Genomic DNA, 21748 nt, shown 5'->3' with positions numbered 1-21748 from the left:
CTTAACTATGATTTTAATTACACAGTAATAGATTTTAAGGAGATATTTTATGAAAAAATTACTTATAGCTACAGCAGTATGTGCTGCTTTGTCTACAACGGCACTAGCTGGTACTGAAAATATGTTTTATGTCAAAGCTAATGTTGGTGGGATAATCCTAAACAAAGCTAAAGATAAATATACCGGTCTAAAAATGAAAGGAAAAACAGCTGCAATCTTTGATTTAGGTGTTGGTTATTATGTTATGGATAATACCAGAGTTGATTTGACTTTCGTTACGCCAGTAAATCCTGAAATGAAAAAAACTGGTAAGGCTAATGATGGAGTTAGTACTACAGTAAAGCATAAAGGAACGATTTATGCATTAATGGCTAATGGTTACGTAGATTTGTTTGATATTAGTGTTGCTAAAGTATTTATTGGTGCTGGTGTTGGTTGGGCTCAAGTTAAAGAAAAAATGACTGATAGAGTTAATGGAAATGCTTCAAGTAAGAAAAAGAATAATGCTGCTTATCAGTTAACATTGGGTACTGCTGCTGAAGTAGCTCCTGGAGTTAATGCTGAGTTCGCTTATAGATGGATCGATTTTGGTAAAACAAAAGCTAAAAAAGGTCAAGAAGCAAGTGGTACAACTGCTTACAAAGGACATAATTTGTTGCTTGGTATCAGATTTGATATTTAATCATCTTTAATTAAGTATGTTTGAGGACGCTAATTTATTTAGCGTCCTTTTTTTATTGATGCACCCATACTTACTCATTTACTGATTTTAACAAATATAGTAAAGTCTTTTGTAAGCCATTCTAAAGGTAGAAGATTCGAGAGCATATTTACGCTTTACAGGGGTACCCACACTCATCTCGACTCACGCATCATCACAGCTCACCTGTTATGAATAGTAAAAATCAAATTATATTGAGGATAATTAAGAATTGAACACGCAAACTCCGGTAATCGAGCTGATCAATATCAGTAAAAGTTATTACAACACAAGTATTATCAAGAATTTGACTCTCGCCATCCATGAGGGTGAATTTATTTCGATACTTGGACCTTCTGGAAGTGGTAAGACCACTATACTTAGGTTGATTGCTGGTTTTGAAAACGCTAATTCAGGAGATATTATCATTGATGGTCATAATGTAAATAAAGTCCCGCCTAACCAAAGAAAAGTTAATACAGTCTTTCAGAATTACGCTCTTTTTCCTCATATGTCAGTATATGAAAATATTGCTTTTGGCTTAACCATTGAGGGTAAAAGCAAGGATTTTATTAGAACTAGTGTTGATCAGGTATGTAAGATAGTAAAGCTTGACGGACTATCTGAGCGCAGGCCGAGTCAATTATCTGGTGGGGAACAACAACGAGTAGCAATTGCGAGAGCAATAATCAAACAACCAAAAGTATTATTATTGGATGAATCACTAAGTGCCTTAGACTATAAGCTTAGGCAAGAAATGCAGTTCGAATTGAAGCAGATCCATAAAAAACTTGGCATTACCTTTGTGTTTGTCACTCACGATCAGGAAGAAGCTTTGTCGATGGCAGATCGAGTAGTAGTAATGAGTAAGGGTCAAATAGAACAGATTGGCAATCCTAGAGAAGTTTATGAATCGCCCAATAATCTTTTTGTGGCACAATTTGTTGGAGAGATTAATGTTTTTGATGGATTAGTTGCGGAAGTTGATGGTGATAACCTTAAGGTAATCATTGAGAATATGATTAATTATACTCTACCAAACGTTCATGACTTTAAAGCAGGCGATAATATAAAAATATTACTTCGACCTGAAGATCTTAGAATAGAAACATTGGCTGAAACGTCAAACACCAGCAATAAAATCATTGGTGTTGTTGAGAGCACTATTTATAAAGGTGCTACGCTTGATTCTCTAATTATATTAGCCAATGGCAAGAAGATAAAGGCTAGTGAATTTTTTGACGAAGATGCTGAAAATTTTGAATATACTAGTCGACAAAAAGTAGTTGTCAGTTGGGTATCCAACTGGGAAGTGATTTTAGCCGATGATTAGTAAAATTTCATTTAAGTCTAGCGCTATATCTCTTACCATATTCTGGGTGTCGCTATTCGTATTAATCCCTAACAGCCTGATATTATTCACCAGTTTTTTAAAATATGACGAACTACAATTAATTAACTTTGAATTTACTTTAGAAAATTATCAGGTAATTTTTACTAATACCTACCTCAGTATCTATTTATATTCTTTTAAGATTGCTGCACTTGCTACTATCTATAGCCTAATTTGCGGCTATCCATTTGCATATATTATTTCTCGCATTGAAAACAGTGTAGTTAAAAATTTATGCTTAATGTTTGCAATGATCCCTTTTTGGGTTAGTTCAATGATTAGGTGCTATGCAATGATTCCAATATTGAGAACCAACGGTTTTATCAATAAATTATTGCTTAAAGTAGGGATTATCGAACAACCTATTAGTTTATTATATAATGATCATGCGGTAGTGCTAGGCTTGGTTTATGCGCTAATTCCTTTTATGATTTTACCTTTATATCTAGCCTTAGAAAAGATAGATCGCATGTATATTGAAGCAGCGCTTGACCTTGGCGCCTCAAAGTTTCAGGTTTTTTGGAGAATTATTTTTCCCATGAGCTATCCTGGTATTATCTCTGGATGTATGTTTGTTTTTCTATCGGCTTTAGGGATGTTTTACATATCAGATATCCTTGGTGGAGCAAAAAACATGATGATTGGCAATTTAATTAAAAATCAGTTTTTAACTGTACGTAACTGGCCAGTAGGCTCGGTGATTTGTGTGACGTTATTTATAATGATGGCATTCTGGGTGGTGTTATCTAAAGATAATATGGATAAAACAAAATAGACCTCTTCGGAAACCATTTTTAATGAGGAAATTTTAGGTTCTATGAAGGAAAAACGCTGACAAGCCACGCAGGATATTAAATATATTTGAGGAGCTTGTACTTGCTTTGATGACAAAATTAGAGGTATTCACTGCACTGTGTCAATTTAAAATAAGACCAGTCATTACGAGGGCTAAAGCCCGAAGCAATCCAGTCAATTATCCAATATAAGTTCTGGATTGCTTCGGGCTTTAGCCCTCAGCTCAGACGACTTGATACAGTTTAGCGAACACTCTCTAAAATTACCGGCTAAGAATAGTTATACAAGAGGTCTAATGATTAGGTGTTGTAAATTTATCTATACCATATTATTCTTATTAGCATTATATTTTCCGATCATGGTACTGATTACTAATTCGTTTAATGCTTCAAAATATGGAATAAATTGGGGTGGTTTTACCTTAGAATGGTATCAAAGGTTTTTGCACAACCCAGCTTTAATTAAAGCAACAATTAATTCATTAACCGTATCCACAATTGCAGCAACATTGGCAACAATTATCGGCTGTATCTCAGTGTTTAGTTTTTTTAAATATGATTATCGTTTCAAGAAGCTTTCAAAGGCCTTGATTTATCTAACGCTAGTTATGCCTGAGATTGTTATGGGTATAAGTTTTTTAATTTGTTTCATGGTGCTGCAAGTGCCATTAGGTTTCATCACTTTATTGATTGCTCACATCGCTTTTTGTTTACCGTTTGTGGTAATTACGATCCTGACCAGGCTAAAATCTTTTGATAAAAATATTATTGAAGCGGCAAAAGATTTAGGAGCTAGTGATTTTTGTATTTTATGGCAAATTATCGTACCGATAATTTTTCCGACTATTTTATCTTCGTGGTTGCTTGCTTTTATTATATCATTTGATGACGTTGTAGTAAGCCATTTCGTTACTGGTCCAACTTTTGAAATTTTACCATTAGTGATATATTCCATGGCTAAGGTAGGGGTTAAGCCAGAAGTGAATGCTATTTGTGCAATTATTTTATTTTTATCTATTAGTTTAATAGTGACCGCCCAATTATTAATTATGAGGAATAAAAAATGAAGAAATTACTTTTTATTGTTCTGCTTTCAGTGATTTCGATCTCAGCTCAAGCAAATGAGCAGAAATTATATATATATTGTTGGGCTGAAGAATTGCCACAAAAAGTTATAGATGAGTTTGTTAAAGAATCTGGGATACAGGTAGTATTATCTACTTATGATAATAATGAATCAATGTATTCAAAACTGAAGCTTTTAGGTAATAAAGCAGGCTATGATATTGTCTGTCCTTCAAGTTATTTTATTGGCAAAATGAAGCAAGATAAATTGTTGCAATTAATAGATAAAAGTAAAATTCCTAGTTTTAAAAACATTGACCCCAATGCGCTTAATCAATCATTCGACCCTAATAATGAATATAGCATACCATTTATGTTTTCTTATACCGGTATATTATATAATACTGCTTATATTAAAGATAATATCGACAGTTGGGGAGACTTATTCAATCCTAATTATAAAGGTCAGCTGATGTTAGTTGATGATATGCGAGAAGTTTTTCATACCGCTTTAACTTTATTGGGATATAGCGGCAACGAAACGAATGAAACCCACATAAAGCAAGCATATGAAAAACTGACAAGCTTGATTCCTAACGTAAAGTTATTTTCTTCTGAATCTACTAAAGTACCATATATTAGTGAAGAAGTAATGATTGGTATGAATTGGAATGGTGAAGCTTATATTGCGATGAAAGAAAATCCTAATTTAAAATTTATTTACCCCAAAGAAGGTGCAGTTTTATCATTAGATAATTTTTCTATACCGGTTGGTGCAAAAAATTTAGACAATGCTTATAAATTTATTAGTTTTATTCATAAGCCTGAGATTGCCAAGCAAATTGCTGAAGAATTAGGGTATAGCGTACCAAATCAGGCAATGTTAGAAATTATTGATCCAGATTTAAGAAATAATCAAGCCATTTTTCCACCAAAAGAAGTGATTAAAAATGGGTTATTTCATGAAGATTTAGGAAAAGTGATTAATATATATGAGATGTATTGGGAAAAACTAAAAACAAATAGTACTAATAATTATAATTAGGAATTTGTCAAACTTCTGTATGCATATAGCTAGAGTAAGTTAGGTGGTGACAGTTGAATTTTAAGGTGAGGAAGCTCCGCGTAGATTTACTACGTGAGCACAACCGAATCCTGACAAATTTGACTGTCACCACCTAACTGACCGACGCTATAAGCGCTGCTAACCCTTCTCTATAAGTAGGATATTGCAGTTTAACACCCAAATAATTCTTGATGCGATCATTTTTAATACGACGATTATTACTATAAAATTCTTGTGCCATCTCTGATAAAGTCGCTTGATTATATGGAATAATTTTTGGCGGTGGCAGACCAAGTAATGAAGCTGCGTATTGCATAACCTCATGTGATGATGCTGGCTCATCATCACTTATGTTATAGATAGTACCAGCTCTTAATCCATGCATAGATATTTCCAGTATATTTGCAATGTCGTCTACATGAATGCGAGAAAACACTTGTCCTTCCTTAAAGATACACTGCGCTTGTCCATGTTTTAATTGCTGAATGACGTTACGATTTGGTCCGTAAATACCGGCTAAACGAAATATACTAGTCTGAATATTAAGTTCTTGACCAAGAGTTAGCCAGGCAATTTCTGCTGCTATGCGCTGTTCTGTACGTTTATTATTACTGGGTTTTAATAAAGTATCTTCATCAACCCATGCTCCTTGATGATCACCATAAACTCCGGTACTAGAAAGATATCCTATCCATTGCAAAGAAGAGCCATTAAGGTTACTGCGTAAATAATTACCATATAACTCAAGAATAGGATCTATTTGCTCTGTTGGTGGTATGGAAATCAGCAGATGTGTGCTCTTAATCAAGGCTCTTTGAATATTAGTATCAGCAAAATCAAACATTTCATAGCCAAGGAATTGATAATCCCTAAGTTTATTGTAGTCACGTGAAGTACCAGAGATATGCCAATTTTTTGCAGCTAAATTTTTAGCTAATACACTGGCTGAATATCCTAATCCAAAAATAAACAAAGAATTTTTCATACTATAAAACTATAAAATTTGTGTAAAGGTTAAAATCTAGATGAAATGACAGAAGAAATCTATTATATACTCCTATGGAATGCATAGAGCCTAGAGTGCTCAATAAATCATATGCTTCAAATTAAGAATATTAATTGTCTTTGCGGGACGCTCCCTCGTCATTGCGAAGAGCTTTAGCTCTAAAGCAATCCAGTTATAGTTACTTGTTTTACTGGATTGCTTCGCCTTCGGCTCGCAATGACTGGGGAGCATTTCAAGCAAGACGGAATTACTTCATTTCTTTAACTTGACGCGTATGGCTCAATAAATTGGGGTCAATATACAAATAATATGAATATTCAACGCACTGAACTAAAAAATGAATTTTTAAGCAATTATTTTCATGGCCAACAATTTCACCTACAAGCCTTACCTATTGATGCTTCATTTCGTAAGTATGATCGAATTGTTTGCAATAAAGCTAAAATGATATTAATGGATTCACCACCAGAATATTATAAGTTACAAGATTTTATCCGTATAGCTTGTTTCTTGAGCGATAATAATTTTTCTGCTCCACAAATTTATCAAGCTAATATTCCACATGGATTTTTATTATTAGAAGATTTTGGCGATATGAATATTGGCAAGCATTTACTGCAGCATGATGATTATAATAATAAGGTAAGAATTTATCGATTAATTATTGATTTGTTGGTTAAATTACAATCGATCACCCCTATTAGCCAGCTAAATATTCATACAACAGATATGTTGCTGCAGGGGTTGGAACTATATACTGATTGGTATATACCTTTTGTTACTAATCATCCACTGCATGGAGAGCTGAAGGCAGAGTTTTTAGAATTATGGCGAGCTGTAATTCAGCAACACTTAAACTCAATAGAATATACTACAGTACTGCGAGATTATCATGTTGAAAATATGATGTTGCTTGATCGAGCAGGTATTAACGCTATTGGACTGCTGGATTTCCAGGATGCAGTTATTGGTTCTCCATTATATGATGTGGTCTCAGTATTGGAAGACGCAAGGATAGAAGTAGATCAAAAATTTGCCAATGAATGTTTAGAATATTATCTTTTACAAAATTCACATTTAAATAAAACAGATAGTTATTTACTATATCATCTATTAGGAGCGCAGCGTAACAGCAGAATTCTTGGAGTTTTTGCAAGAAAAGCAATGCGTGACCAGCAAAAAGGTTACTTACAATATATACCAAGAATTTTATCTTATTTAGAGCAAGATTTAGCTCATGAATCCTTAAATCAAGTAGCAAAATGGATCAAGAAAAATACCCGATCGATACTATAATGATATTTGCTGCAGGCTATGGTAAAAGAATGCAGCATTTAACCATTGCCAGCCCGAAACCTTTAATTCCTATTTTAGGTACGCCGATATTACATTATGTATTACAGCTAGTACTTACTTATCCTTTTAAAAGGATAGTCATTAATACTCATTATTGTCATCAGCAAATTGTAGATTCTATTAATGAATTCAAACTACAACATATAGTTAATGCAGAAATTATATTAATTCACGAACCATATCTATTAGAAACAGGTGGAGGAATTAAAAATGCCTACCTTGCTCTTGGCAACAAGCCAATCTTTACTTGTAATAGTGATGTAATTATTCAGTCGCCACATAATATTTTTGACCTGTTGGTGTCATCATGGGATTCTGCTAAGATGAATTTTTTACTTGCAATGCAACCTTATGAAACTGCGGTAGGTTATAAAGGAAATGGAGATTTCGAGTTACTAGCTAATGGTAAATTATCTAGAGTTAAGACCAGAGAGCACTATAGCTATATATATTCAGGAATTAGTATACTAAAACCTGATTTCATTAATAATAATCCATTACAGGTGTTTTCGTTACGAGAATATTACTTAAATGATCAGCTTGTATATGGAGTAGTTATCCCGGAATGCAAGTGGTATCATGCGACTACGCCTGATGATGTGGTTGATATAGAATCGACCTTACATGTTCGTTAAATTCCAGGAATTAGCGTTAGCGAGTATATCTGCACTGCAAAAATCAAACTAGAACTCATATATTCTAGCTACTTATAAGAAATTCTGCTAAAATGCTTTTCTTGATTATATGACTTAAGTAAAATGATGAAGTCATGTGCCAAACTCATTTTTAACTCCAACAACTATATTGTAGTAATAATCACAACAAGGCATTAGATACGATGTTTATCACCAGAATGATTTCTTTTATTTATAATTTTTTAAAAAAATTCATTAGCGCATGCTATCATTTTATCATTAACTTACCTAATTGGTATAAAGCAAAAATTAACTTTTCCAAGACATATATCAAGGATTTTCGCTATCGATTAAATAATTTAAGCACAACCAATCTCGACCTTGGAATTTATCATCTTAATAAGCTTCAGATAAATGATGCAATATTGCGATTTAAGTTAGTTACCAAATTTTTAGATAAAGAAAACAAAGTAGCTCATTATTGGCTTGGATGGTGCTATTTTTTAAAAGATAACTATGAGCAAGCTTCATCTCATTTAGCACAAGCTGGTAACGTTGATGAAATATTATTAAAAGATTTTGTTAAAAATCACTCGCGCCTTGACAATGTGCCTGTAGCAATATGGCAACAATATCGAGATTTTGTTGCCGAACATTATACCCATAATTTTTATAGTGATGATATTCATTTACCTTATCGTTTTATCCAAAAAGTACTATATCACATTAAGGAATTACCAAATCAATATAATATATTAGAGTTAGGGAGTAATATAGGTTTAGCGGGGTATGAGATTAGAAAACGCTTTCCAGATTCTTTTATTTTAAAAGGCGTTGAAATTTCTGAAAGGATGATTGAATTATCCAACACATATTATCAAAAGATAAAAATTTATGATATGTTAATCCAGGATGATCTGCAGGAGGTGATTAATCACACTTCTGAAACCTTCGATGTCATTTTAAGCTTATGTGGTTTTTCGTATACCAAGGATTTAAGTGATTGTTTTGATAGTATAGCGACTAAGTTGAATAATCAGGGATATTTAGCTTTTTGTCTGCCGATTAATAATACCACTATTTATTCCACAAAGCGCAAAGAATTCATCTTTGCCGTGCTAGATATAGAAAATGCAATTGATAAAAAGAAATTTAATATATTAGATATATCAGAGATCATTTTAAAAGAAAATAATAAATATGCGATTTTTGTTTGTCAAAAAATAGCTTGAATCACCATGAATGTACGCATGAGATTTTTTATTGGATCATTATTTTGGTTAGTAATATTCAATGTGGTGGCGAGTGATACTTTACAAGAAGATAATGAATATAAGTATAGTTACGGTATCGACAATAGGTGTAATGAAGTTTATGATCCATATGAAAAATTAAATCGAAAAATATTTATTTTTAATCTTACTTTGGATCGTTTATTATTAAAGCCACTGGCCTTAGGTTACAATGCTATAACTAACAATTACATAAAAGCTAGAGTAGGTAGCGTTTTTGAAAATGTCAGCACACCACTTACTACAGTTAATTACGCATTGCAAATGCGCTTTAATGAAGGCATGAGAAGCTTCTGGCGGTTTTTAATTAACACTACTTTTGGAGTAGGTGGACTTTTTGATGTTGCCAGTAAAATTGATTTAACGCCATCACCTCAAACTTTTAGTGATACGTTGGCATATGCCGGGGCAGATCCTGGACTATATTTGATGCTTCCTTTTTTTGGTAGTACCATGGGTAGAGATATATTCGATACATTATTGCTTAATAATGGCTTTAATTTGATGGTTGGTATGCCAGAAAACCTTAATTTTTCTTTAACTGGTTTGAAAATAGTACATGATCGAGCAATATTATTGTCATTTTCTGATTTCCTGGAACAAAATTCCATAGATTATTATACTGCTGTGAGAACAGCTATTTTTCAAAATCGTGAATCAAAAAAACAATATCCAAAATGGTTTAAATGTCGATCTTATAAGAAGGTAGATACAAATAAAGCAAGGAGTAATAATGAGCAAAATAATTAGACTAATCTGTATTTCTTTTATCTGCGTTGTAATGCCGGCTCTTGCCAACGAACAACATCAAGCAGTCAATCAATATATTGATAAATTAGTTAATGATGCACAAATAGTGCTAAATAACACCAAGTTGACAGATGAAGAACGAGGTAATAAGTCTAAGACCTTGATTGCAGCAAATTTGGATCTAAATTGGATGGCTAAATATACTTTGGGTCGGTATAAAAAACAATTAACTGAAGCAGAACAGCAAGAGTTTATTCGTAGTTATTCTCAATATGTCATTAAAACCTATGCTGATTTGATAAAAAATTACAAAGGAGAAAAAGCTACAATAAAACAGGTTGAAACACTTGATGCAAATGAATTTATTGTGAAAACCGAGGTAATAAAAACTAACGGACAACCTTCAATTAAGGTTGATTATCTTGTTAAAAATATAGCTAATAAAGCTCCAGCAAAATTTCTTATTGCGGATGTTATTACTGAGGGCATTAGTATGATTAATTCTCAAAAATCTGAATTTGACAGTATATTGACTAATAATGATATTGCCGCGTTAATTGCTATACTTAAAAAGAAATTATGAACTATAGAATTCCTCACTTATATCTAGGCATTTTGTACAAAATGCTTACTTTTAAGACAAGTGTTAAGAGAAGTATATTGAAACACTGAAATCAAAATGAACATCAATTATGAATCGTTACAATTATTAATGCAAAACATCGACCAAAGAGTGGATGAATTATTGATGCAACTTGCATCTCAACAGGAAGAAATAAGACAATTAAAAAATAAAAATCAACAGCTTGAATATTATTGTCAGCAAACAGTTGATCAAATAGAAAAATATGTTGCTGAATTAGAGCAGATAAGAAGTTATTATGCCGATAGTTACCATAACTCTAAATAATAAAAATTTTAAACTATTTTGTAACGATGGCTCAGAAGAGCTATTGCATAGTTTAGCCACTACGATAAACGACAAAATGATGCAGTTAAAAACAACTAACCAATCCGCACCTTTCGAGTTATTATTAATATTAACTACATTAAGTTTACAACAAGAAATAGATAATTTACAAGATAAACTTGGCTTCTCTGAAGTGGATAATAACTATAATGAGCGAGAGCAATTTGCAGAAACTTTAAGTAGTATAGCTACTTACTTAGAAAGTCTTGCACAAAAGATTGGTAAATGATAAGCTAGATTTTGGGTAGGCTGCTTGAGTTCGCAAGGTTTATAATAAGCTTGAGAACAATAATTAAATTTTTTTGGGGAGCTGTCTCTTTTTGTTGCCGTGGCACAGAAATATGGCACCCACCTTATCTTACGTTCTGTAAGGATTTATAAGCCAACGACCGTAGCGGTTTACCTATATAATCATTCACTTCTCACACTAAAAGCCTGTCTTGAAATTATATATAAGAGGTAATTTTGTTGTCAAAACTCGTCTCCGTTCCACAACAAACAATAGAAACTGCTTGCAGTACTCGACTTCGTTTTTTCTAAAAATTCCTCTCTTATATATCTACTGATCTGACGGCTCTAACAAACATAGATTTCTCTGTAATGGCTTTATCGTGCGCTATTTCGATCTTATAGTCCTTTTTCATGTTAAACATGGAACTTTAAGATTTAAATAGCTATAAACCTACTCATTACAGAGAAATGTTCACAGAGATGACTTCACTATTAGTGAACCACTGATGGCTCTAGCTATATTTTCTAGAAGCATCAACTCGTAAAGTATTACTTCGTGGTGCGCTACTTCGCGGAGTATTACTTCGTGGTGCACTACTTCGTGGAGCACTTGTATTATGTTTATGCTTTGGCTTTCTATCAAAACCTGGTCGCTTATGCTCAGTTAAATGACTAATACTACTACGCTCCATCTTTTCACCAGGATGCATCAACCTATGAATTGCTTTCCATTTTAGCCCATCTTGAGGAGTAATCAGGTTTACAGCAGCACCTGCTGCGCCTGCTCTAGCTGTCCGTCCAACACGATGAATATAATCTTCTGGACATTGAGGCAGATCATAATTTATTACATGTGCAATATGAGGAATATCCAAACCACGTGCCGCAATATCTGTTGCCACCATAATCCGATACTTACTCGTACGAAATCCATGAATAACACGTTCACGTTTGTTTTGACGTAAATCACCATGAATCGCATCAGCACTATGTTGATCACCACGTAATTTAATCGCAAGTTTTTCTGCTCCATGTTTAGTTTTTACAAATACTAAAATTGACCCCTCCCGAGCATCCAATTGTTTAAGCAATTGTTGATATTTATCGGTTTCAGTAGTATTTATGACTTCTTGCGTTATGTTTGCAGCTGGTATGATCGTAGAACCCACTGATACACGCACAGGTTGCTTTAAATACTTCTCTGAAAGTTTAACAATATTAGCTGGTAAAGTTGCAGAGAACATCAAAGTTTGACGCTGTAGTGGTAAAAACTTAGCTATCTTGTCTAGTTGTATACCAAATCCCATATCAAGCATTCGATCACTTTCATCTAGTACTAAAAAACTAGTATTATGTAACGTCAGGCTATTTCGAGTTAAGTGATCATTGACTCGACCTGGGGTACCTACTATCAACCTAGGACGTCTTTTTAGTTGCAGAAGTTGTTTAGACATCGAGTCTCCACCTATTAACAAGCTGGTTTTAATTGAACTTCCTTTGCCAAGCAATTGTTCTAGCATAGCCATAACTTGTCCAGCAAGTTCCCTAGTAGGTACTAATACTAGCGCTGAACTAAGTGTATTTACCAAGAGATTTGCTACAAGAGGTATGCCAAAAGCCGCAGTCTTTCCAGTGCCGGTTTGGGCTGATCCCAAAATATCTCTACCTTTTAAAGCTGGAGGTATAGCTTCCGCCTGAATTGGTGTCGGTACATTAAATTTCATGCACTCCAATGAGTATAGAAGCGGCTGGGGCAATCCCAACGCATCAAAATTTTGCATAAATAACTCCTTAAAATATATATAAAATTATAAAAATTATCGTATAGCTATAGTCAATTCAGTATAATTGGGTGCTAAACGTGAAGAAAGCCTATAAATAATAGCTGAACTTTGATTAAACAAACACACTAAGTTCTAATCAATTGACTATACACAAAAAATATAAAAAACTTTAATTTAAACGTAATACTAACTCTGTTCTGGGACTTAGCTTATTTTTAGTTAGATCATGTATTCTGACATGTCGATATAGAATAACGATAGACTTCTTTTCAAATTATTTTTATGACAGTAACTTTACTGTCAAAATTTGCGCAGAGCTAGGTCGAATAAAAACCATCATCATCAATCAGTCTGAAAAGAAGCCTATTGCTACAGAATGGTTGATACAAAAGAATTTTGCCGGTGTATGGCCAACAAAATAATCTACGTTCCGTAACCTCGCTCTTCAATTCACTTTGTCTGAACCTTAGTGAACTTAGCTACACACTGGACGTATTAGATCAAATTAGCTAGAATTATTTAGACGGTAACACAAGTGAATTTATACAGCAAAACTGAATCACGAGCAGTAGATTCTCGTTTTGACTGCGCCAATGTAGTGTAACACCAAGCACAATCGAAACTAAAACTTACTACACGTGATGCAATTGGTTTTGCTATAATAGCATAAATAGAAAAAGTAAGAAAAATCAGCGACCATCTTAAGAAACTTTCTTTCTAGACAACACTTGCATCGATTTATGCGCTTGAACCATTAGACCTCTTAGAAACTTATCTAAGAGGTAATTTTGTTGTCAAAACTTGTCTCCGCTCCGAAACAAACAAGAGTACGCTGCGGTGCTCGCCTTCGTTCTTCCTAAAAATTCCTCTCTTACATGCAGTTTCCGAAGAGGTCTATCACATTCTAGTTGCATACTTAAACCTCTTTGCATTTTGTTTCTATTAAGCAAGTTGTAGAGAGGTCTATTGTGTTTACTAACTAATTTAATAATTTGAGATTAGCAGCAGAGGTTTTATTATTGCTGGTCGCAAGCTCATAGCTTACACGCTGCCCCTCATTTAACATTGAAAGTCCAGCACGCTCAACTGCACTAATATGAACAAATACATCTTGTCCACCTTGTTCAGGTTGAATAAAGCCGAAACCTTTAGTTGGGTTAAACCATTTTACAGTACCATTTGCCATTCTTGTCTCCTACGACATCTAGCGTTATTGCCTTTTCACTATAAAAAGGACAAAGAGCTTTTCTCTCGGCATATTATATCTTTTCTACTTGAACTGGATAGATAAGATATAGTACCGACTCTACTCCTTAATAAAACGCTATCGTAATTAACTGCGAAAAGAGCGTTGTATACCTATTTAGTATACAGGCTGCAACCGCTAGTAAGTAGCTTATTATACATGCAAAGAGTACTATGAAAAACTCGTATAAGTTCATAATACGTGATAATTAGCTCAAAGTCAATATCAAATCAACATTGTTATTTATTCTAATGCTATTAAGAATTAATAATATGCCAGATTTTATCAATTTTATTAATAACTTCTGCACTCATGCTAATTTTTTCTCCCCAATTTCTACTAGTCTCTGGTGACATCTTATTGGTGGCATCAATTCCCATCTTACTACCTAATCCTGATTCCGGCGAAGCAAAATCCAAATAGTCTATAGGCGTATTTTGAATAAACACCGTATCCCGATAAGGATCACTGCGAGTAGATATCGCCCAAATCACTTCTTTCCATTCACGTATATTAATATCATGATCTACGATAATTACAAATTTCGTATACATAAATTGTCTTAAATACGACCAAATACCCATCATAATTCTTTTGGCATGCCCTGGATATGACTTATTAATCGAGACTACCGCAACTCGATACGAGCACCCTTCTGGAGGCAACCAGAAATCAGTAATTTCTGGAAATTGTTGTTGAATTATCGGCAAAAATATTTCATTTAATGCAACACCAATAATTGAAGGCTCATCTGGTGGTTTACCAGTATAAGTACTGAGATATATTGGCTTGTGCTTCATGGTAATGGCTTTGACGTGAAACACCGGAAAACATTCAACATCATTATAATAACCGGTATGATCACCAAATGGTCCTTCCGGTAAATATTCATCTAAACTAACCTCACCTTCAAGAACTATCTCAGCACTGGCCGGAACCTGCAAATCTATACTTATACAATTCACTAACTCTATTCTTTTATTATTTAATAACCCGGCGAAATGATATTCTGAAACATTATCAGGTAAAGGCATAGTGGCTGCCATAGTAATTGCAGGACTAGCGCCAATTACTGCTGCCGCCGGAAATGGTTGGCTACGACTCTCTCGCCAGCGTTTGTGATGCTCTGCACCGCCACGCATCTTTAACCAACGCATTATTAATTTATTCTTACCTACCGGCTGCAACCGGTAAATACCAAGATTATAGTTATCAATTAAAGCATCACTTGGTCCCTTGGTTACAATAATCGGCCAAGTAATAAGCGGACTAACATCCGCTGGCCAACATGTTTGAATCGGCAATATTGTTAGATCCGGATCTCTAATCACTAATTCCTGACATGGTGCTCTTGATATTTTTTTAGGAGACATTGCTAATATTCTTTTAAATACTGGCAACATTGAGAATGCTGATTTTATTGATGATGGTGGCGAAGGCTGCTTTAACATTGCCAACAATTGTCCTAATTCTTTTAATTCTGTTGAATTACTTAGCCCAAGACCCATGGCAATGCGCTCGGTACTAGCATATAAGTTGGTTAATACCGGAATTGTCGATGATGTTCCATCTTGCTTAATTACATTCTCAAACAATAAAGCTGGACCATTAGCTTCTAAAAATCTTTTACTGATTTCAGTAATCTCAAGATGCGCTTGCACCGGATGACTAATGCGTTTAAGTTGTTGCTTTTGTTCCAAGAATTTTAAAAATTGTGGTAAATCATAAAAATTCATACTCACCTTACTTCTATGTAAATTCTTGTGACATGAAAAATTGGAGGGCGTTGGGTTGGTCAAAATCAAACTCTACACACAAGCATTCCTCGCCATGACGATTCTACTTCTGACATTGATTTTTACCTAGTATACAGAAAAATACCACCTAATATACTTATTAGACAATTAATATATGAAATATAAATAAAATTAAAATCTCGTGATGCAATATTTTGTATGGTAAAATGGTAGAAAGCAATAATTACTATTATTAATGCAGTGGTCAATAATTGTTTGAACTGAGATTTTTTGTTATAAGGGTATTTCAAAAAAACTGCTAACCCAACAAAAGTAAATATTAAATTATATAACGGCCAAATCAATCTCTGATGTCCTTCCACTCGCAATTTTATTCTTCTTGATTCAGGCAATCTAGCGTCTGGTGATAATAATTCATCAATATAATACTCATTAATATCACGATTATAGGCATCTTTTTCTACTGAAATTAAACTATTATATTTTAATTCAAGGATTAAGCTATCAAATGCCAATCTAGTTAAATTGCCTTGTTTATCATAAGCCTGTCTACTACCTTTCTCTAATTGAAGCAAAGGATTATTATCCAATATCTGAAAATAGCCGGAATTTGCAAATAATATCGCTGGTTTTAGTCCCCTCTCACGATTATCAAATAAAATAATACCTTGTAGACTACCATCAAGTAATTTTTTATCGACATAAATAGTTACTAGTTTTGAAATTTGGTTGAAGGTTTTCTCACTAATAATATTAGAAGCATAATTATTTTTTATGAAGCTCAAATCCGATTTCAATTTTATAAAAGCCGATGGCATTAGCTGCGCTGCAATATAATACGAAAACAACGTTACAATAATAGCAATTAATAATGCAGGAGTCGCAAGTTTTGCATTGCTAAGACCAGCATTTCTTAAAGTTATGAGCTGTCTTTCTTCATTAAAACGATGATAAGTATAAATAACTGCAAGCACCGTTACAAATGGCAAGATAATAAATAACAAAGACGGAATTATTAGGATAATTAAATATAAAAAATGTTTTAGTGCTATACCTTTATCAATCAAATATAATAATTTTAATATTTGAGTTATCCATACTACTCCAGTAATTACAAAAGTAATTATAATTAACGGTGGTAAAATACTCCTAACAAGATAACGTTTGTAAATTAATAACATTATAAGAATTTATTTAAAACTAGGTACTATGTATATTTTTATATACCACTGATGTCATTCCTGCATAGGTTCAACAACTCAATTCCAGAATTGTTGAACCTATATACATACTCCCGAACACGCAATATTCCGAACACATAACGCCATCCGAACACATAACGTCATCCCGAACTTGTTTCGGGATCTTATGAAGTCCTGATGAGATCCCGAAACAAGTTCGGGATGAACCCTTTGCGTTCGGGATGACGTTATGTGTTCGGATGGCGTTATGTGTTCGGGATGACAGTACGAATCGGGATCCCAGACACTAATGAATAACACAAGAATGACAGTGAGAGCATTTAAAAACTGTGAATGCTCATGAAATGTATACAGAATTCAGCACCATATAACTAAACCTCTTAAAAAAACAAAATATTACTTAAGTGAAATACTTACGCTCCCTTGTTGTATTCTGCTCTTCTGGAGTTTGTTGCCATTTTTTATTTGATGGCTGTTTATTATCCTTATTATCCTCTCTAATATTATCATCAACAGCTGCTGGCACTGGTGCTACTATCGCTTCTTCAGTTGGCGCTGCTATTATTTGGTCACTGGCATTTTTTATAGTCAATTTTGCCTTGCCTTTATTATCAAAACCAACAATTTTAACTTTGACAACCTCACCATGGCTTAATACCTGTTCAACAGATTTGATTTTGCTATGAGAAATTTCACTAATATGAACAAAGCCATCTCTGTTTCCTAAATAATTTACAAAAGCTCCAGCTTCTAAAATTTTAACTACCGTACCATCAAAAACATCTCCAACCTGTGGATCAAAGGCAATCGCTGCAATCCTGATAATTGCTGCATCAATTTTAGCCTTACCAACTGCTGATACTGAAATAGTACCATCATCAGCAATGTCAATTTTGACCCCCGTACTATCACAAATTTCACGAATTACTTTACCACCAGAGCCGATGACTTCACGTATTTTATCCTTATCAATTTTGAATGTTTTGATTACTGGTGCGTACTGACTAACATCAAGGCTTGAGCTAGCAATAGTCTTACACATCTGCTCTAAAATATGAATACGGCCAATTTTTGCTTGCGCCAGCGCTTGCTCCATAATTTCAAAAGTAATACCATTTACTTTGATATCCATTTGTAAGGCAGTAATCCCTTCATGACCACCAGCCACTTTAAAATCCATATCACCAAGATGATCTTCATCTCCTAAAATATCAGATAATACTATAAAGCGTCCATTTTCCTTGACCAATCCCATTGCTATACCTGACACCGGTTCTTTAATGGGTACTCCAGCATCCATAAGTGCCATCGATGCCCCACATACTGTGGCCATCGAAGAAGAGCCATTAGATTCGGTAATTTCGGATACTATCCTAATAGAATATGGAAATTGTTCTTTTGTTGGCACTACTTTATTCAGAGCACGCCACGCCAGCTTACCATGACCAACTTCTCGACGCCCCGGCGCTCTTAGTGGCGTAGATTCACCAACTGAATAAGGGGGAAAAATATAATTAAGCATCAGACTTTCTTTATATTCACCTTCTAAGCCATCTATTATTTGTTCATCTTGATTAGTGCCAAGAGTAACTACAACCAAGCCTTGCGTTTCCCCTCTAGTAAATAATGCAGAACCATGAGTTTTAGGCAAAAATGCCACCTGACAATCTATCTGCCTGATATCTGTTGGTGTTCTACCATCAATCCGAATCTTTTTTTCCAAAAGATCATTACGTAAAACCTCAGCCTCTACTTCTTCAAAAGCAGACTTAATCTGCAACTCTGAAAATTGAGTTTCTGGGTTATTCTGTATTTCCTCTATCACCTGCCCTACAATCAACTGCAACTGACGCATTCTTTGATGTTTGCTACTAATAGCAAAAGCATCGCGAATCGCTGTTTCTTTCATTTTTCTGATTTGTTCTTTTAGTGTAACTGGAAATAATTCACAAATCTCCCATTTTGGTTTACCAGCATCAATTACTAACTCATTAATCATTTGAATTACTGGTTGAAAAGCCTCATGACCAAACTTTATCGCCTCAAGCATCACCGCTTCTGATAATAAATCTGCTTCAGATTCTACCATCATTACCGCACTGCTAGTACCGGCCACCACTAAATCAAGTTTACTATTTTTTAATATTTCTGATGATGGATTCAAAACAAATTTTTCATTGACCAAACCTACTCTGCTAGCTGCAATAACATCTAAATATGGCACACCAGATAAGGCTAAAGCAGCAGAACTGCCAATAATTGCCAGAATATCGGTATTACACTCAGGGTCGTATGAAAGTACAGTACAAATTACTTGGGTTTCATTAAAAAACGCTGGATGAAATAGCGGTCTGATTGGTCGATCAATTAAACGTGATACCAAAACCTCACGCTCAGAGCCTCTACCTTCACGCTTCAAGAAACCGCCAGGAATTTTACCAGCAGCAAAAGCCATTTCTCTATAATGCACGGTTAAGGGGAAAAAACTCACCCCTTCTTTTATTTCTTTATTACTAACAGTAGTGCATAGCACCACTGAATCACCCATAGTAACTAACACAGCCCCATCCGCCTGACGAGCGATTTTACCGGTTCTAAGTTCCAGAGTTTTACCGTCCCATTCAATTTTTTTAACAATTTCGTTAAACATTATTTATTATTCCTTAAAATATTATTTTTTAGTGATATATGAAAATGAGAACACTCAATAACAGGCATTAAATCACCATTAACCACCCAAGGTCAGCATAGCTAAATATGCTGACCAGCAAACTTGACTAGATTCGAGAGTGTTCAATAAACTGTGTCAATTAAATAAAGCTTGTCATTGCGAGGGCTCTGCCTGAAGCAATCCAGAAAAATCATATAGCGACTGGATTGCTTCGACTGCGTCTCGCAATGACGAGCCTTTTTAATTGACGCAGTTTATTGAACACTCCCCTAGATCGTGCTTCGTGCCGCAAAATGACAATTGAAGTTGAGTAGGGTATACTCGGTCAAAATCAAGGAGTGCTAGGAGTCATAGAGTCGAGGAGCGCAGCGTACACTTGAGTACGTGAGCACCACAGATCTCTAAATGACGACAACGCAATCCGCAGATTTTCACCGAGTATACCTATTTTCTGATTCCTAGCTCACCTATAAGTGATAAATACTTACTCAAGCTCTGCTTCTTAATATAATTTAATAGCCTACGCCTGCGACCAACTAACATCAACAAACCACGCTTTGAGGCAAAATCCTTATGATTAGTCTTAAAATGCAAGGTTAAATTATTGATTCTTTCTGTAAGAATAGCACACTGCACTTCAACAGAACCAGTATCATTCTCACTAGTGGCATATTTTTTTATTAAAGATTGTTTAATCTCTGCTGTAATCGACATCGTACTTTCTCCTTTTAATTAATTTAAGTTAAATACCCTTGAAGACTTAAAGCAATTATTGTTTAAACTACCAATCGCTATCAATATATTTTGATGCCGAACCCAACACAGCCCAAGATCGTGACCATACTCAAATATACATTTGATGCCAAATTTGATTTGCTTTACTTGCTCTAAAGTAGCTTCCAATACCGGGATGTCGTCCAGCACTGCTTCAGTCTTTAGCATTTTTGTTTCAAGAAAATCTTGAAGAACTAGTGGAGATAATTCAATAAATTCTTCCACGTGTGATGAGTTGTAAATAAAAAACTGCCCCACCTGAGTCCTGCGCAATTCTATCACAAAACCCAAACTTTGCAAGGATAAAGCTATATCCTCTGCTAATGTCCTGATATACGTGCCTTTAGAACATTGCGCTAGATAGCTAGCACTATTTTTTTGTTCATCAACTGCTAGGCACTTTAAAATATAAATTTGAATTGTCCTCGGCAATATCTCAAACTGACTATTTTGTCTTGCCAATGTATATGCCCTAACTCCACCAATTTTTAATGCTGAGAATTTTGGTGGTACTTGCGTGATAGAACCAATAAACTTATTACATACATCAACACATTGATCTTTATTTGGGAAGTTAGCGGTAGTTGCAATGACTTGCCCACTAGCATCTGCTGTATCAGTTTTAGCACCAAATTTGATCGTAAAAACATAGGTTTTTTTAGCATCAACTAATACCCGCACCAACTTTGTGGCTTCACCTATTGCTAGCGGCAACACCCCTTCAGCCTCCACATCCAAAGTACCACAATGACCTACTTTACTACCACGTAAAGCTCTCTTGATTATAGCGACTACTTTTGCAGAACTTACACCTAAGGGCTTATAAATATTTAACCAACCATGCATAGATATACTCATTAAACTGATACTGATTGGCGTTGTCGCCCTCTACAAAGTAGGATAATGTTTAATAAATTTTAATACAACCATCTCTACATTAACGTCATCCCGAACTTGTTTCGGGATCTTATGAAGTTCTGATGAGATCCCGAAACAAGTTCGGGATGACGTCATGTGTTCGTGGTAACGTTCGTGTTCGGGATGACGTTGCGTGTG

The 21748-nt window shown here is 34.5% G+C and carries 20 protein-coding genes; 12 read left to right on the top strand and 8 right to left on the bottom strand.

The features are described from left to right. The first annotated feature begins 49 nt into the window (after positions 1-49). The 5 genes from R2I74_RS05110 to R2I74_RS05090 all read left to right on the top strand — a co-directional run bounded on the left by R2I74_RS05110 (position 50) and on the right by R2I74_RS05090 (position 4997). A complete protein-coding gene (locus R2I74_RS05110) occupies positions 50-682 on the top strand; it encodes an outer membrane protein (RefSeq protein ID WP_316354284.1) in 633 nt (210 codons plus the stop codon). A 250-nt stretch (positions 683-932) separates the two neighbouring features. Then, positions 933-2033 carry a spermidine/putrescine ABC transporter ATP-binding protein PotA gene (potA, locus tag R2I74_RS05105; RefSeq protein ID WP_316354282.1) on the top strand — a complete coding sequence of 367 codons (1101 nt, stop codon included), beginning with the start codon at positions 933-935 and terminating at the stop codon, positions 2031-2033. Next, positions 2026-2868, top strand: coding sequence for an ABC transporter permease (locus R2I74_RS05100; RefSeq protein ID WP_316354281.1), 843 nt, complete (start codon positions 2026-2028; stop codon positions 2866-2868). Before potA ends, R2I74_RS05100 begins: the two co-directional genes overlap by 8 nt. A 315-nt stretch (positions 2869-3183) precedes the next feature. Continuing rightward, positions 3184-3954 carry a spermidine/putrescine ABC transporter permease PotC gene (gene potC / locus R2I74_RS05095; RefSeq protein WP_316354279.1) on the top strand — a complete coding sequence of 257 codons (771 nt, stop codon included), beginning with the start codon at positions 3184-3186 and terminating at the stop codon, positions 3952-3954. Beyond that, positions 3951-4997, top strand: coding sequence for an ABC transporter substrate-binding protein (locus tag R2I74_RS05090; protein ID WP_316354277.1), 1047 nt, complete (start codon positions 3951-3953; stop codon positions 4995-4997). Before potC ends, R2I74_RS05090 begins: the two co-directional genes overlap by 4 nt. Before the next feature lie 133 nt (positions 4998-5130). On the opposite strand, the gene R2I74_RS05085 is transcribed toward R2I74_RS05090, so the two are convergent. Continuing rightward, positions 5131-6003 carry an SDR family oxidoreductase gene (locus tag R2I74_RS05085; protein ID WP_316354276.1) on the bottom strand — a complete coding sequence of 291 codons (873 nt, stop codon included), beginning with the start codon at positions 6001-6003 and terminating at the stop codon, positions 5131-5133. Positions 6004-6333: 330 nt separating this feature from the next. On the opposite strand from R2I74_RS05085, the gene R2I74_RS05080 reads away from it, so the two are divergent. From R2I74_RS05080 to R2I74_RS05050, 7 genes are all read left to right on the top strand, one after another. Then, entirely contained in the window at positions 6334-7320 is a 987-nt protein-coding gene (locus R2I74_RS05080; protein ID WP_316354275.1) for an aminoglycoside phosphotransferase family protein, read from the top strand. Next, positions 7287-8015 carry a sugar phosphate nucleotidyltransferase gene (locus R2I74_RS05075; RefSeq protein WP_316354273.1) on the top strand — a complete coding sequence of 243 codons (729 nt, stop codon included), beginning with the start codon at positions 7287-7289 and terminating at the stop codon, positions 8013-8015. Before R2I74_RS05080 ends, R2I74_RS05075 begins: the two co-directional genes overlap by 34 nt. 203 nt (positions 8016-8218) lie before the next feature. After that, on the top strand, positions 8219-9247 hold the full coding sequence (locus tag R2I74_RS05070) for a methyltransferase (RefSeq protein WP_316354272.1): 1029 nt from the start codon (positions 8219-8221) through the stop codon (positions 9245-9247). An 18-nt stretch (positions 9248-9265) separates the two neighbouring features. Further along, a complete protein-coding gene (locus R2I74_RS05065; RefSeq protein WP_316354270.1) occupies positions 9266-10057 on the top strand; it encodes an MlaA family lipoprotein in 792 nt (263 codons plus the stop codon). Beyond that, positions 10041-10640, top strand: coding sequence for an MlaC/ttg2D family ABC transporter substrate-binding protein (locus tag R2I74_RS05060; RefSeq protein WP_316354269.1), 600 nt, complete (start codon positions 10041-10043; stop codon positions 10638-10640). Before R2I74_RS05065 ends, R2I74_RS05060 begins: the two co-directional genes overlap by 17 nt. A gap of 96 nt (positions 10641-10736) precedes the next feature. Further along, positions 10737-10967 (top strand): hypothetical protein, encoded by a 231-nt coding sequence (locus R2I74_RS05055; protein WP_316354267.1) that lies wholly within the window; start codon positions 10737-10739, stop codon positions 10965-10967. After that, positions 10939-11256, top strand: coding sequence for a cell division protein ZapA (locus R2I74_RS05050; RefSeq protein WP_316354265.1), 318 nt, complete (start codon positions 10939-10941; stop codon positions 11254-11256). The genes R2I74_RS05055 and R2I74_RS05050 overlap by 29 nt, the downstream gene beginning before the upstream one ends. A gap of 514 nt (positions 11257-11770) precedes the next feature. Here R2I74_RS05050 and R2I74_RS05045 read toward each other — a convergent pair. From R2I74_RS05045 to truB, 7 genes are all read right to left on the bottom strand, one after another. Continuing rightward, positions 11771-13039, bottom strand: a complete 1269-nt coding sequence (locus R2I74_RS05045) for a DEAD/DEAH box helicase (protein WP_316354263.1) — start codon at positions 13037-13039, stop codon at positions 11771-11773. 982 nt (positions 13040-14021) lie between these two features. After that, positions 14022-14228: a cold-shock protein gene (locus R2I74_RS05040; protein ID WP_316354261.1), complete on the bottom strand. Its 207-nt coding sequence runs from the start codon at positions 14226-14228 to the stop codon at positions 14022-14024. Between the two features lie 317 nt (positions 14229-14545). Then, the gene (locus R2I74_RS05035) at positions 14546-16024 is read right to left on the bottom strand and encodes a UbiD family decarboxylase (RefSeq protein WP_316354259.1); all 1479 of its coding nucleotides are present in this window, start codon (positions 16022-16024) and stop codon (positions 14546-14548) included. 122 nt (positions 16025-16146) lie between these two features. Next, positions 16147-17226, bottom strand: coding sequence for an LptF/LptG family permease (locus R2I74_RS05030; protein ID WP_316354258.1), 1080 nt, complete (start codon positions 17224-17226; stop codon positions 16147-16149). 421 nt (positions 17227-17647) lie between these two features. Next, a complete protein-coding gene (gene pnp, locus R2I74_RS05025) occupies positions 17648-19897 on the bottom strand; it encodes a polyribonucleotide nucleotidyltransferase (RefSeq protein WP_394355826.1) in 2250 nt (749 codons plus the stop codon). A 465-nt stretch (positions 19898-20362) separates the two neighbouring features. After that, positions 20363-20632 carry a 30S ribosomal protein S15 gene (rpsO, locus tag R2I74_RS05020; RefSeq protein WP_316354257.1) on the bottom strand — a complete coding sequence of 90 codons (270 nt, stop codon included), beginning with the start codon at positions 20630-20632 and terminating at the stop codon, positions 20363-20365. A gap of 18 nt (positions 20633-20650) precedes the next feature. Further along, positions 20651-21538: a tRNA pseudouridine(55) synthase TruB gene (gene truB / locus R2I74_RS05015; protein WP_316355311.1), complete on the bottom strand. Its 888-nt coding sequence runs from the start codon at positions 21536-21538 to the stop codon at positions 20651-20653. Positions 21539-21748 lie beyond the last annotated feature (210 nt).

It is taken from the genome of Candidatus Trichorickettsia mobilis (assembly GCF_963422225.1).
Taxonomy (GTDB): Bacteria; Pseudomonadota; Alphaproteobacteria; order Rickettsiales; family Rickettsiaceae; genus Trichorickettsia; species Trichorickettsia mobilis_B.
The sequence above is the reverse complement of the archived record's forward strand: the minus strand, read 5'-3'. Positions and strand labels throughout refer to the sequence as shown.

Bases quoted from the DNA above. Each gene is read 5' to 3' on its own strand.
- pnp (WP_394355826.1), bottom strand. From the start codon at position 19,897: ATGTTTAACGAAATTGTTAAAAAAATTGAATGGGACGGTAAAACTCTG.
- R2I74_RS05045 (WP_316354263.1), bottom strand. From the start codon at position 13,039: ATGCAAAATTTTGATGCGTTGGGATTGCCCCAGCCGCTTCTATACTCA.
- potC (WP_316354279.1), top strand. From the start codon at position 3,184: ATGATTAGGTGTTGTAAATTTATCTATACCATATTATTCTTATTAGCA.
- R2I74_RS05055 (WP_316354267.1), top strand. From the start codon at position 10,737: ATGAACATCAATTATGAATCGTTACAATTATTAATGCAAAACATCGAC.
- truB (WP_316355311.1), bottom strand. From the start codon at position 21,538: ATGCATGGTTGGTTAAATATTTATAAGCCCTTAGGTGTAAGTTCTGCA.
- R2I74_RS05090 (WP_316354277.1), top strand. From the start codon at position 3,951: ATGAAGAAATTACTTTTTATTGTTCTGCTTTCAGTGATTTCGATCTCA.
- R2I74_RS05075 (WP_316354273.1), top strand. From the start codon at position 7,287: ATGGATCAAGAAAAATACCCGATCGATACTATAATGATATTTGCTGCA.
- R2I74_RS05040 (WP_316354261.1), bottom strand. From the start codon at position 14,228: ATGGCAAATGGTACTGTAAAATGGTTTAACCCAACTAAAGGTTTCGGC.
- R2I74_RS05110 (WP_316354284.1), top strand. From the start codon at position 50: ATGAAAAAATTACTTATAGCTACAGCAGTATGTGCTGCTTTGTCTACA.
- R2I74_RS05085 (WP_316354276.1), bottom strand. From the start codon at position 6,003: ATGAAAAATTCTTTGTTTATTTTTGGATTAGGATATTCAGCCAGTGTA.
- R2I74_RS05065 (WP_316354270.1), top strand. From the start codon at position 9,266: ATGAGATTTTTTATTGGATCATTATTTTGGTTAGTAATATTCAATGTG.
- R2I74_RS05070 (WP_316354272.1), top strand. From the start codon at position 8,219: ATGTTTATCACCAGAATGATTTCTTTTATTTATAATTTTTTAAAAAAA.
- rpsO (WP_316354257.1), bottom strand. From the start codon at position 20,632: ATGTCGATTACAGCAGAGATTAAACAATCTTTAATAAAAAAATATGCC.
- R2I74_RS05080 (WP_316354275.1), top strand. From the start codon at position 6,334: ATGAATATTCAACGCACTGAACTAAAAAATGAATTTTTAAGCAATTAT.
- R2I74_RS05100 (WP_316354281.1), top strand. From the start codon at position 2,026: ATGATTAGTAAAATTTCATTTAAGTCTAGCGCTATATCTCTTACCATA.
- R2I74_RS05035 (WP_316354259.1), bottom strand. From the start codon at position 16,024: ATGAATTTTTATGATTTACCACAATTTTTAAAATTCTTGGAACAAAAG.
- R2I74_RS05060 (WP_316354269.1), top strand. From the start codon at position 10,041: ATGAGCAAAATAATTAGACTAATCTGTATTTCTTTTATCTGCGTTGTA.
- R2I74_RS05050 (WP_316354265.1), top strand. From the start codon at position 10,939: ATGCCGATAGTTACCATAACTCTAAATAATAAAAATTTTAAACTATTT.
- R2I74_RS05030 (WP_316354258.1), bottom strand. From the start codon at position 17,226: ATGTTATTAATTTACAAACGTTATCTTGTTAGGAGTATTTTACCACCG.